The sequence below is a fragment of the Shewanella sp. GJ50-10 genome (genome assembly GCF_055808815.1).
On record NZ_JBVVSS010000001.1, the window covers coordinates 4,557,089 to 4,569,356 of the forward strand.

The 12,268-nt window shown below is 44.5% G+C and carries 7 protein-coding genes, 1 tRNA gene and 3 rRNA genes; 7 read left to right on the plus strand and 4 right to left on the minus strand.

Annotation, left to right across the window (positions count from 1 at the left end; all coding sequences use genetic code 11):
- The first annotated feature begins 290 nt into the window (after positions 1-290).
- From AC0L4E_RS19285 to AC0L4E_RS19310, 6 genes are all read left to right on the plus strand, one after another.
- Positions 291-1,833, plus strand: a 16S ribosomal RNA gene (locus AC0L4E_RS19285).
- Positions 1,834-2,207: 374 nt separating this feature from the next.
- Positions 2,208-5,099, plus strand: a 23S ribosomal RNA gene (locus AC0L4E_RS19290).
- Positions 5,100-5,306: 207 nt separating this feature from the next.
- Positions 5,307-5,422 (plus strand): 5S ribosomal RNA (gene rrf / locus AC0L4E_RS19295).
- Together the 16S, 23S and 5S rRNA genes with 1 tRNA gene alongside form the textbook arrangement of a ribosomal RNA operon.
- A 109-nt stretch (positions 5,423-5,531) precedes the next feature.
- Positions 5,532-5,608 (plus strand) — tRNA-Asp (locus AC0L4E_RS19300).
- Between the two features lie 367 nt (positions 5,609-5,975).
- The gene (locus AC0L4E_RS19305; RefSeq protein ID WP_473681173.1) at positions 5,976-6,227 is read left to right on the plus strand and encodes a YkgJ family cysteine cluster protein; all 252 of its coding nucleotides are present in this window, start codon (positions 5,976-5,978) and stop codon (positions 6,225-6,227) included.
- A gap of 75 nt (positions 6,228-6,302) precedes the next feature.
- Complete coding sequence (locus tag AC0L4E_RS19310) at positions 6,303-6,758, plus strand: Rrf2 family transcriptional regulator (protein WP_473681175.1); 456 nt, start codon at positions 6,303-6,305, stop codon at positions 6,756-6,758.
- On the opposite strand, the gene AC0L4E_RS19315 is transcribed toward AC0L4E_RS19310, so the two are convergent.
- The 4 genes from AC0L4E_RS19315 to gpmM form a co-directional block, all read right to left on the minus strand.
- Positions 6,733-7,485, minus strand: a complete 753-nt coding sequence (locus tag AC0L4E_RS19315; RefSeq protein ID WP_473681177.1) for a divergent polysaccharide deacetylase family protein — start codon at positions 7,483-7,485, stop codon at positions 6,733-6,735. The genes AC0L4E_RS19310 and AC0L4E_RS19315 overlap by 26 nt on opposite strands.
- A 12-nt stretch (positions 7,486-7,497) precedes the next feature.
- Positions 7,498-8,700, minus strand: a complete 1,203-nt coding sequence (locus AC0L4E_RS19320) for a S41 family peptidase (protein ID WP_473681179.1) — start codon at positions 8,698-8,700, stop codon at positions 7,498-7,500.
- A 76-nt stretch (positions 8,701-8,776) separates the two neighbouring features.
- Positions 8,777-9,910, minus strand: a complete 1,134-nt coding sequence (locus AC0L4E_RS19325; RefSeq protein ID WP_473681181.1) for a murein hydrolase activator EnvC family protein — start codon at positions 9,908-9,910, stop codon at positions 8,777-8,779.
- A 10-nt stretch (positions 9,911-9,920) separates the two neighbouring features.
- Complete coding sequence (gene gpmM, locus AC0L4E_RS19330; RefSeq protein WP_473681183.1) at positions 9,921-11,453, minus strand: 2,3-bisphosphoglycerate-independent phosphoglycerate mutase; 1,533 nt, start codon at positions 11,451-11,453, stop codon at positions 9,921-9,923.
- Positions 11,454-11,816: 363 nt separating this feature from the next.
- Between gpmM and AC0L4E_RS19335 the strand changes: the two genes are divergently transcribed.
- Positions 11,817-12,251: a rhodanese-like domain-containing protein gene (locus AC0L4E_RS19335; protein ID WP_220755281.1), complete on the plus strand. Its 435-nt coding sequence runs from the start codon at positions 11,817-11,819 to the stop codon at positions 12,249-12,251.
- The last annotated feature ends 17 nt before the right edge of the window (positions 12,252-12,268 follow it).

Here is a 12,268-nt window from a genome sequence, read left to right on the forward strand (position 1 = left end):
ACGGGAAGTGTAGAATACGCCTCCTCAAGCCAACGACCTAGCGTCTAACGGCGATATCTGAAAAATTGATATCACGCTCTTTAACAATCAAACAAGTAAATCTGTGTGGACACTCACAGGTGTTGAGTTAATCGAAATTGCTGCTTAGGTAGCAATCAAAATTATTATCAATGTAACGATGAGTGTTCATAGCAATATGTAACAAACAGGATGTAGATTCTTCCGAGTCTGCATAATGTAATCAGAATTCATTGAGCCGTTGTTGCCTTCGGGTAATAACAAAAAAACTTTAATTGAAGAGTTTGATCATGGCTCAGATTGAACGCTGGCGGCAGGCCTAACACATGCAAGTCGAGCGGTAACAGGAAGAAGCTTGCTTCTTTGCTGACGAGCGGCGGACGGGTGAGTAATGCCTAGGGATCTGCCCAGTCGAGGGGGATAACAGTTGGAAACGACTGCTAATACCGCATACGCCCTACGGGGGAAAGGAGGGGACCTTCGGGCCTTTCGCGATTGGATGAACCTAGGTGGGATTAGCTAGTTGGTAAGGTAATGGCTTACCAAGGCGACGATCCCTAGCTGTTCTGAGAGGATGATCAGCCACACTGGGACTGAGACACGGCCCAGACTCCTACGGGAGGCAGCAGTGGGGAATATTGCACAATGGGGGAAACCCTGATGCAGCCATGCCGCGTGTGTGAAGAAGGCCCTAGGGTTGTAAAGCACTTTCAGTAGGGAGGAAAGGTAGTGGTTTAATACGCCATTACTGTGACGTTACCTACAGAAGAAGGACCGGCTAACTTCGTGCCAGCAGCCGCGGTAATACGAGGGGTCCAAGCGTTAATCGGAATTACTGGGCGTAAAGCGTACGCAGGCGGTTCATTAAGCCAGATGTGAAATCCCCGGGCTCAACCTGGGAATTGCATTTGGAACTGGTGAACTAGAGTCTTGTAGAGGGGGGTAGAATTTCAGGTGTAGCGGTGAAATGCGTAGAGATCTGAAGGAATACCGGTGGCGAAGGCGGCCCCCTGGACAAAGACTGACGCTCATGTACGAAAGCGTGGGGAGCAAACAGGATTAGATACCCTGGTAGTCCACGCCGTAAACGATGTCTACTCGGAGTTTGGTGCCTTGAGCACTGGGCTCCCAAGCTAACGCATTAAGTAGACCGCCTGGGGAGTACGGCCGCAAGGTTAAAACTCAAATGAATTGACGGGGGCCCGCACAAGCGGTGGAGCATGTGGTTTAATTCGATGCAACGCGAAGAACCTTACCTACTCTTGACATCCAGAGAATTCGCTAGAGATAGCTTAGTGCCTTCGGGAACTCTGAGACAGGTGCTGCATGGCTGTCGTCAGCTCGTGTTGTGAAATGTTGGGTTAAGTCCCGCAACGAGCGCAACCCCTATCCTTATTTGCCAGCACGTTATGGTGGGAACTCTAGGGAGACTGCCGGTGATAAACCGGAGGAAGGTGGGGACGACGTCAAGTCATCATGGCCCTTACGAGTAGGGCTACACACGTGCTACAATGGCGTATACAGAGGGTTGCAAAGCCGCAAGGTCTAGCTAATCTCACAAAGTACGTCGTAGTCCGGATTGGAGTCTGCAACTCGACTCCATGAAGTCGGAATCGCTAGTAATCGTAGATCAGAATGCTACGGTGAATACGTTCCCGGGCCTTGTACACACCGCCCGTCACACCATGGGAGTGGGCTGCACCAGAAGTAGATAGTCTAACCTTCGGGGGGACGTTTACCACGGTGTGGTTCATGACTGGGGTGAAGTCGTAACAAGGTAGCCCTAGGGGAACCTGGGGCTGGATCACCTCCTTACCTATACGACTAACTTAATGTTTGTTGAGTGTTCACACAGATTGCTTGTTACTCCTTGATGGAGTTGAGCGAAATGCGCCGCCAGCCGGTTAGCATTGTTCTTTAACAATTTGGAAAGCTGATAGTATTTAATTGCATGAGTCTGTCATGTTAATTAATACAAATCGTATTATTGGGAAGTTAATCCCTTTTCAGTAATACATTGAGTTCTCAAAACACTTTATTAAGTGTCTTGAATATTCTAAAAACTAAGGCGAATTTGTGTACTCGTAAGAGATGCAAATTAGTAATAAACCAGCTAGTTACGGTACGACTGTTAAGGCTATGGGCTTTAACAACAGTTTGTTTCTTTTAGAAACTTATTTGGGTTGTATGGTTAAGTGACTAAGCGTATACGGTGGATGCCTTGGCAGTCAGAGGCGATGAAGGACGTAGTAACTTGCGAAAAGCGTTGGCGAGCTAGTAACAAGCATTTGAGCTAACGATGTCCGAATGGGGAAACCCGGCCACATAAGTGGTCATCATAACGTGAATACATAGCGTTATGAGGCGAACCTGGGGAACTGAAACATCTAAGTACCCAGAGGAAAAGAAATCAACCGAGATTCCCCTAGTAGCGGCGAGCGAACGGGGATTAGCCCTTAAGTCTATGGGGTGTTAGTGGAATGTGTTGGAAAGCACAGCGGCACAGGGTGATAGCCCCGTACATGAAAACTAACCATAGATGAAATCGAGTAAGGCGGGACACGTGACATCCTGTTTGAATATGGGGGGACCATCCTCCAAGGCTAAATACTCCTGACTGACCGATAGTGAACCAGTACCGTGAGGGAAAGGCGAAAAGAACCCCTGTGAGGGGAGTGAAATAGAACCTGAAACCGTGTACGTACAAGCAGTGGGAGCGGTTCTTGAGACCGTGACTGCGTACCTTTTGTATAATGGGTCAGCGACTTACATTTTGTAGCGAGGTTAAGCGAATAGCGGAGCCGTAGGGAAACCGAGTGTTAACTGCGCGTTTAGTTGCAAGGTGTAGACCCGAAACCGAGTGATCTAGCCATGGGCAGGTTGAAGGTTGAGTAACATCAACTGGAGGACCGAACCGACTAATGTTGAAAAATTAGCGGATGACTTGTGGCTGGGGGTGAAAGGCCAATCAAACTCGGAGATATCTGGTTCTCCTCGAAAGCTATTTAGGTAGCGCCTCGAGCGAATACCACTGGGGGTAGAGCACTGTTAAGGCTAGGGGGTCATCCCGACTTACCAACCCTTTGCAAACTCCGAATACCAGTGAGTACTACTCGGGAGACAGACGGCGGGTGCTAACGTCCGTCGTCAAAAGGGAAACAACCCAGACCATCAGCTAAGGTCCCAAAGTTATTGCTAAGTGGGAAACGATGTGGGAAGGCTTAGACAGCTAGGATGTTGGCTTAGAAGCAGCCATCATTTAAAGAAAGCGTAATAGCTCACTAGTCGAGTCGGCCTGCGCGGAAGATTTAACGGGGCTAAGCAATACACCGAAGCTATGGGTTTGCTCTTATGAGCAAGCGGTAGAGGAGCGTTCTGTAAGCGGTTGAAGGTGAAGGGGTAACCCACACTGGACGTATCAGAAGTGCGAATGCTGACATGAGTAACGATAATGGGGGTGAAAAACCCCCACGCCGAAAGACCAAGGGTTCCTGTCCAACGTTAATCGGGGCAGGGTGAGTCGACCCCTAAGGCGAGGCCGAAAGGCGTAGTCGATGGGAAACGGGTCAATATTCCCGTACTTCTGCTAACTGCGATGGAGAGACGGAGAAGGCTAGGCTAGCGCGGCGTTGGTTGTCCGCGTTTAAGACTGTAGGCTGTTCACTTAGGCAAATCCGGGTGAACACTAGGCTGAGAGTTGATGACGAGTCCCCAAGGGGATGAAGTAGTTGATGCCATGCTTCCAGGAAAATCTTCTAAGCTTCAGGTTAGTAGGAATCGTACCCCAAACCGACACAGGTGGTCGGGTAGAGAATACCAAGGCGCTTGAGAGAACTCGGCTGAAGGAACTAGGCAAAATGGTACCGTAACTTCGGGAGAAGGTACGCTGCTGGCGGTGATGGGACTTGCTCCCTAAGCTGCTGGCAGTCGCAGATACCAGGTGGCTGCAACTGTTTATCAAAAACACAGTACTGTGCAAAATCGCAAGATGACGTATACGGTATGACGCCTGCCCGGTGCTTGAAGGTTAATTGATTGGGTTATCTTCGGAGAAGCTCATGATCGAAGCCCAAGTAAACGGCGGCCGTAACTATAACGGTCCTAAGGTAGCGAAATTCCTTGTCGGGTAAGTTCCGACCTGCACGAATGGCGTAATGATGGCCACGCTGTCTCCAGCCGAGACTCAGTGAAGTTGAAATTGCGGTGAAGATGCCGTATACCCGCGGCTAGACGGAAAGACCCCGTGAACCTTTACTATAGCTTGGCACTGAACATTGAACCTACATGTGTAGGATAGGTGGGAGACTTTGAAGCTTCGTCGCTAGATGAAGTGGAGTCAATCTTGAAATACCACCCTTGTAGTTTTGATGTTCTAACCGCGGCCCCTTATCGGGGTTCGGGACAGTGCCTGGTGGGTAGTTTGACTGGGGCGGTCTCCTCCCAAAGAGTAACGGAGGAGCACGAAGGTTGGCTAAGTACGGTCGGACATCGTACGGTTAGTGCAATGGCATAAGCCAGCTTAACTGCGAGACATACACGTCGAGCAGGTACGAAAGTAGGTCATAGTGATCCGGTGGTTCTGTATGGAAGGGCCATCGCTCAACGGATAAAAGGTACTCCGGGGATAACAGGCTGATACCGCCCAAGAGTTCATATCGACGGCGGTGTTTGGCACCTCGATGTCGGCTCATCACATCCTGGGGCTGAAGTCGGTCCCAAGGGTATGGCTGTTCGCCATTTAAAGTGGTACGCGAGCTGGGTTCAGAACGTCGTGAGACAGTTCGGTCCCTATCTGCCGTGGGCGTTGGATGATTGAAGGAAGCTGCTCCTAGTACGAGAGGACCGGAGTGGACGAACCGCTGGTGTTCGGGTTGTTATGCCAATAGCATTGCCCGGTAGCTACGTTCGGAATCGATAACCGCTGAAAGCATCTAAGCGGGAAGCGAGTCCTAAGATGAGTCATCCCTAGGAATTTAATTCCTCTAAAGAGCCGTTCGAGACTAGGACGTTGATAGGCAGGGTGTGTAAGCGTTGTGAGGCGTTGAGCTAACCTGTACTAATGACTCGTGAGGCTTAACCATACAACCCAGATAAGTTTTACCAGAAATGAGTCCAATCATTTCTTGGCACTGCCTACATCCATGTAGGTGTATCTGAGTTGATGGTAACTAGATTTATTACAAAAGACTTAGTGAAGAATTTAAAGCGCTTAATGAAGTGTGAACTCAAAGAAACAAACCAGCTTTCCGAATTTAGTTAATTGCGACAGCAGTTAACAGCCAAATTTGCTTGGTGACAATAGCATTGTGGTACCACCTGATCCCATCCCGAACTCAGTAGTGAAACGCAATAGCGCCGATGATAGTGTGGGGTCTCCCCATGTGAAAGTAGGTCATTGCCAAGCGCCTAATTTACTCGAAAGAGTAGCTTTATTACGATAAAGCGAGTCTACTAACCCTGACAAGTTAGCGACTTAAAAAGCATTTAGCATTACGCGCAAGCATTTTGCTAAAGGAGCGGTAGTTCAGTTGGTTAGAATACCGGCCTGTCACGCCGGGGGTCGCGGGTTCGAGTCCCGTCCGCTCCGCCAACACAAAGACGAAAGCCTCATCGAAAGATGAGGCTTTTTTCGTTTAAGCTTTTGGATAAAGCCCTATTACTTCTTGTTTATACAGAGTGATAGGGCTTTTTGCTATCTAAGGCTTTCTTTAAGCGTAATTGATGACCTAGATTAATGCGTTTTGATATGGGTTACTGTTAAAATCGATTTTAGCTAACAGTTTTAGGTGGGGTAAATTTGTATGAGTGGAAATTATAGGCCCGTGTATATTAGCTAAAAATTGTACACAACTCTCACTTTAAACTTAAAGATGTATTTTATGTGCTTTTTATAGCAAAGATGTTTTTATATTAGGCATTAGTAAGATATATTGCTGCTTTAACGCTTAGGTAAAATTATGAATTGTCGTCTTGGTTGCGGTGCATGCTGCATTGCACCTTCTATTACTAGTCCTATACCTGGAATGCCCAATGGTAAACCTGCAGGTGAGCGCTGTATTCAGCTAAATGATGATAATCTTTGTAAGATATTTGGTGAGCCTTCAAGACCTAAGGTATGCACTGATTTTACAGCAACGATAGATGTATGTAGCACGAGCAATGAGCAAGCTTTATGGTTGATCACCGACTTAGAGTCATCTACCTCCTAAGCTGCTAATGACAAAGTTACTATACATACAAAGCAATATTATTTAAGAAGTACTATTTAACGCTGGAACAAACTTATGCAACTAACACGATACACAGACTATGGCATACGTATTTTGATGTACCTTGCTGCACAACCGAAAAGAGAAACGTTATTTCGCATTGCCGAAGTGACGACTGTTTTTGAGCTGTCATCAAATCATGTTGCTAAGATCATTCATCATTTAGGAAAGCTTGGATATATTCAAACTATCCGAGGTAAAAGTGGTGGATTTAAATTAGCGGTGAAGCCTGCTGAGATAAATTTAGGGAAATTAGTGGGTGAACTCGAACCTTCATTAGCCCCTGTTAACTGTACCGAGCCTTACTGCCGTTTTACGCCAGCATGTAGCCTAAAGGGTATTCTAGCAAAGGCCGTAGCTGCGTATATGGAAGTGCTAAATGAATGTACTTTGGCTGATATCGTCAAGAATGCTGATGAGTTAATGGAGACATTACCTGATCTCTCTATCTCAGTACTTGAGCTGAACTAGTTCCTTCATTTTTAGCCATTGCGACAGGTAATAACTTGGAAGTATGAACTAAGTTAATACCTTTAGCTTCTAGTCGGTGAAGGTTCTTATTTAAAAAGCGCACTGTTTCTGGGTAAGGGTGCGCTATGACTACAATATTGCCATCTGTTTTCGCCTTACTAATAATTTGGCTAAATTGTTTTTCTAAAGCATGTTCACTGACATCATTATCTAGAAATATTTCTCTTCTCAATAATGGCACGCCATATTGCTGTGCTTTGTCACTTGCCTTACTAAAGCGAGTGGTCACGCTATCGACAAAATACAGGTCTTTTTTCTTCAAGCTTTCCATTAACCAGTTCATTGGACTATCTAATTGGGTTAGTAAACTGCCCATATGATTATTGGCGCCTTTGGCATATGGGATGTTATCAATCGATGCTTTCAGTTGGCTTTTAAGTTGTTGCTCATCCATGTCGTTGGTTAAACCACCATTCCCAAGCTTTTTGCCATTAAGTGCCTGCATTGGAATATGCAGCATAATTTCATTGCCTTGCTGGTGACCTTGTTGAGCCAAAGTTTGACCTAAAGGAGTGTGAGGTAATACTGATAAGGTGACGGTATTTGGTAACGACAACACAGCTTCATCAGATTGACGATATCCAATATCGTCAATGATGATAGCGATGTTTGTTGCTTGAACGGAACCACATATGAGTAAAGCTATTAATAAAAATATAGTGCGCACAGAGTCTGCTTTTTAGTTATGAGTAGTTATCCATGCAATAGCTGAAGAAATCTGACCATCCTGTGGTTCATCATATTGCGCAGTTGATTGCTCAATTATATCCAGATAATCAGAATTTAGAATAGCTTCGTTTGAAATTTTAATATCAGGCTCAATACCTTTGCTGTGAATATCGTTGCCATGGGGGGTACTGTACTTTGCGATCGTTAGCTTAATTGCATTACCCATTTCTAACATTGGGATAAGACTTTGTACTGTGCCTTTGCCAAAACTGGTTTCACCCACTAAGGTTGCTCGGTTATTTTCTTGTAGCGCTGCAGCGAGTACTTCTGATGCAGAAGCTGAGCCTTTATTAATTAATACCACCATTGGAATATCTTCAAAAATGGTTGGCTGTGACGCGTAATACACTTCATTGGCATCAAAGAAACGGCCTTCCGTAGAGACGATTAACCCCTTCTCCAAAAATAAATCAGCAATACTAATCGCTTGACCCAATAAGCCACCTGGATTGTTACGCACATCTAAAATCAGGCCGTTCAACTGTTCGTTTTCCCAAAGTTTAGCTTGTTTGATGATGGCGCTAGTTGCGTCGTGTTGAAACGAGTTTAACTGTATATAACCAATGTCATCTTTGATGATTTTAGCGTTAATCGATTCGATATGAATCAGCTCAGGGTTTAAGGCAAGTTTAAATGGCTTATTTGTATCACGCTCAATAGTCAGATTGATGGTTTGCTTGTTATTACTGTTTTGCTTGATATCCATGAGTACGTCAGTCAAGTTGCTGCTATCAATCACAGTATCGTTAAGTTGAAGTACTTTATCACCTGGTTGCAGATTTGCTCTGGCGGCAGGCGAATTTGGGTAAGGGGTAATGATGGTGATTTGGTCATCGTCGGTGGCGACTTCAAATCCGTAGCCATAGTATTGACCGCTATTACTGTCATTAATGCTTTGGTAGTCGTCCGAGTCTAAAAAGCCTGAGTAAGGATCGAGGTTTGTAAAAATGCCATCTATAGCGAATTCGATTAAATCTTCTCGGTCAACATCATTGAAGTAATAGGTGTGGATGGTGTCGATAACATCTAAAAGCAGAGTGTAACTGTATTCAGATTCGTATTTATAGTGCTGCTCAGAGCTGGATAGGCTCATTGAAAGCGCCACCGAAATACCTAACAAAAAACATAATAAATAACGTGCAAATTGCATCATAACCGCCCCTAAATACCATAAAGGTATAGTCAGGGCGTCGGTTAAGTCAGCGAACTCGGCATTCCTAGTCTATTGTTTATCGACAATATTTCGCTGGGTTAACGGCTTGCCCTTTGTGTCGTATCTCAAAGTATAGGCCAGATTCTGTTTGTCCGCCTGAACTCCCGACTAGTGCAATTGATTCGCCTTTTTGAACTGTCTCACCTGGTTGAATTAATAGTGCCTGAGCATGGCCATATAGACTCATATAGCCTTCGCCATGATCAACCACCATTACCATACCAAAACCACGAAGCCAGTCGGCATATATGACAGTACCAGGGGCTACTGCAGTAATACTACGTCCTTCTGGCGCCGCAATAACGACCCCTTTCCAACGTATTTGTCCTGAGCGTCGACTGCCAAATTTAGAGGCTAAATGGCCTTTAGTTGGCCATGTTAATTGACCACGCTTTTTAGCTAAACCATCCATTTGTGGATTATCTTTAGCGGCTAGCAAGGCTTGCTCGATAAGGCGTTTTAAGCTGGCCTCTTCTATTTGCATTTGCTCTAACTCTGCGCCTTTGCTGGTTAAGGTTCGCTGAATTTGCGCTAGAGTTTGTTGGCGTTGGCTTTGTTCTTTATTAAGTTGCTGAGCTTGTTGTTTTTGTTCGATGATTAAAGCATTGAGTTTTTGTTGCTCACTGATTTGCTGACTTTTAATTGCCTCTAATTGCTCAATGGTGGTTTTGAGATTAGTAATAGCCGCAATGCGAGCATTGTTTAAGTACTGATAATAAGCCAGCATGCGTTCAACCGTGGCTGGGTTTTGCTGATTTAACATCATTTTAGAGTAATCGTGATTACCTGCTAAATATGCACTGGAAAGCTGTTTTGATAAGGTTTTTTGTTGAGTAATACGGCGTTTATCTAATTGAACTTGCTCAACATCTAGCTCACCTAGTTTGGTGTTTACTTCAGTCAGTGAAGCTTGGGTGAGGTTGACTTTTTGCGCGGCGCTTGAAATAGCTTGCTCATCTCGTTTAAGTAATGAAATGAGCTTTTCACGTTGACGACTGCTGTCTTTCAAAGAGTTTTGCTGTTGGTTAATCTGCGCTTGAATGGCTTTAAGCTCAGATTGACGCTTATCCAGATCGGCACTTTGAACTGATGATGAAAGTATCAGAAAGCCAGCAAGTATGCTGGCTTTAAACAATAGTCGTTTTTTCACGAGTGGCTATTTACTCTTTGAGTTTAATGATTGAGTGGCCTGTCATTTCTGATGGCACTTCTTGTTCCATCAAGGTTAACATAGTTGGCGCTATATCGCTCAATCGGCCACCGTCTTCGATAGTGGCATCACGTCCAACATAAATGAACGGTACTAACTCGCTGGTATGGGCTGTATGTGCTTGACCGGTTTCTTCATTCGTCATTTGCTCTGCGTTACCGTGGTCAGCGGTAATTAAACATTCGCCACCTACTTTTTGCAGTGCATCAACGACTCGACCGATACAGGCATCAACGGCTTCACAGGCTTTAACTGCGGCGTCAAAGTTACCCGTGTGGCCAACCATGTCGCCATTAGGGTAATTACAGATGATAACGTCATACTCAGTAGATTCAATTGCAGCAACCAGTTTGTCGGTTAACTCGGTTGAATTCATTTCTGGCTGAAGATCATAAGTTGCTACGTCTGGAGACTTAATTAATTCACGGTTTTCACCTTCAAATGGCTGCTCTTTACCGCCATTAAAGAAGAAAGTCACATGTGCATATTTCTCTGTTTCTGAAATACGTAACTGAGTCTTACCTTGATTTTGTAAGGTTTCGCCTAAGGTGTTTACCAAATCTGTCGATGGAAATGCCACTGGCACTTTGATGTCATCAGCATAGTTGGTGAGCATGACGAAGTTAACTGCAGGTGTAACAACACGTTCAAAACCATCAAAGTCAGCGTTAACAAAACTACGGGTAATTTGACGAGCACGATCTGCGCGGAAGTTCATGAAAATCAGCGCATCACCATCAGATAAGGTTGCAGCTTCACCAATGGTTGACGCTGCGACAAATTCATCGTTTTCATCTCGGGCGTATGCCGCTTCTAAAGCTTCAACCGCACTAGGGTAATTGAACTCAGCTTTACCTTGAGTAATAAGGTTGTAAGTTTTTTCAACACGATCCCAGCGGTTATCACGGTCCATGGCGTAGTAACGACCAATGAGTGAAGCAACTTTACCGCAGCCTAATTTTTCAAATAACGCTTCGAAATGAGCCAGTGAGTTTTTGGCACTACGAGGAGGTGTATCACGACCATCTAGGAATGCGTGCAAGTAAACTTTAGTTGCGCCACGTTCAACTGCCATACGACACATGGCTTCAATGTGGTCTTCATGGCTGTGAACACCGCCTGGAGACATAAGTCCCATGATATGCACAGCGCCATTATTGCTAATCGCTTTGTCGATAGACTCACACAAGGCTTGGTTTTGAGTAAATTCGTTATCAGCAATAGACTTACTAATACGTGTTAACTCTTGATACACAATTCGGCCAGAACCGATATTGATGTGACCCACTTCTGAGTTACCCATTTGCCCATCAGGTAAGCCAACATCTAAACCAGAACCGGAAATCAAACTGTGTGGATATGTAGCATTCAATTTATCTAGAACCGGAGTATTAGCGTGAAAAATTGCATTTTGATGCGTATTTTCGCGATAGCCCCAGCCATCTAAGATAAGGAGTGCCAATGGACGCTTTTGAGTCGCCATGGAAATACCTCTATATGAAAATTTAAAGTTTATGAGAAGGTTAAAATTTTAATTGTATGAATATTACTACTTATGCAGGCGCTGAAAAAGTAATTTACTTTCATCTATGGGTTTCAGACAAAGATTATTGCAATAAGGGTATAGCCCTAGCGTCTATGGGACTTGATGAATTATTTGCAATAAAAGCGCTAATACTGTGGTTTTAAGCAAAGCTTGTTAATTAAATGCAATCTTTCATCGTTAAAGTGGCACTAATAAATCATCAGAGTCGAGGAATAGGTGCGAACTTGCTGCATTATAAAGACGCAATCGGTATACTCTGTGGCTTATTAATTTTAGCCATTTTTAAAGTAGGCAGAGAAGATGCAAGAATATATTGAATTTTTTCAAGCGAACCCAGTTTTAAGTATCGCGTGGGTTGGTTTGTTCATTGCTGTTGTAGTCACTACGATTAAAGCGGCAACCTCGAAAGTTGTTAATATCAATACCCAAGAATTGACCATGTTAATGAACAAACAAGACGGTAAAGTCATTGATGTTCGTTCTCAAGAAGAATTTCGTAAAGGCCACATCGTGGATGCGATAAATGTACCTTTGTCTGAAATTAAAAATAATAAAGCGACTGCCCTTGAAAAGTTTAAAAGCAGACCCATTATTACTGTATGTAGTGCTGGCATGACGTCTTCGCAAGCTGCTCAACTTCTTGTAACCCAAGGCTTTGAAAATGTGAGTAACCTAAAAGGCGGTATGGGTGACTGGACAGCAGCAAACTTACCAACTGTTAAAGGTAAGAAGTAAAGATAACCAGCTACTCG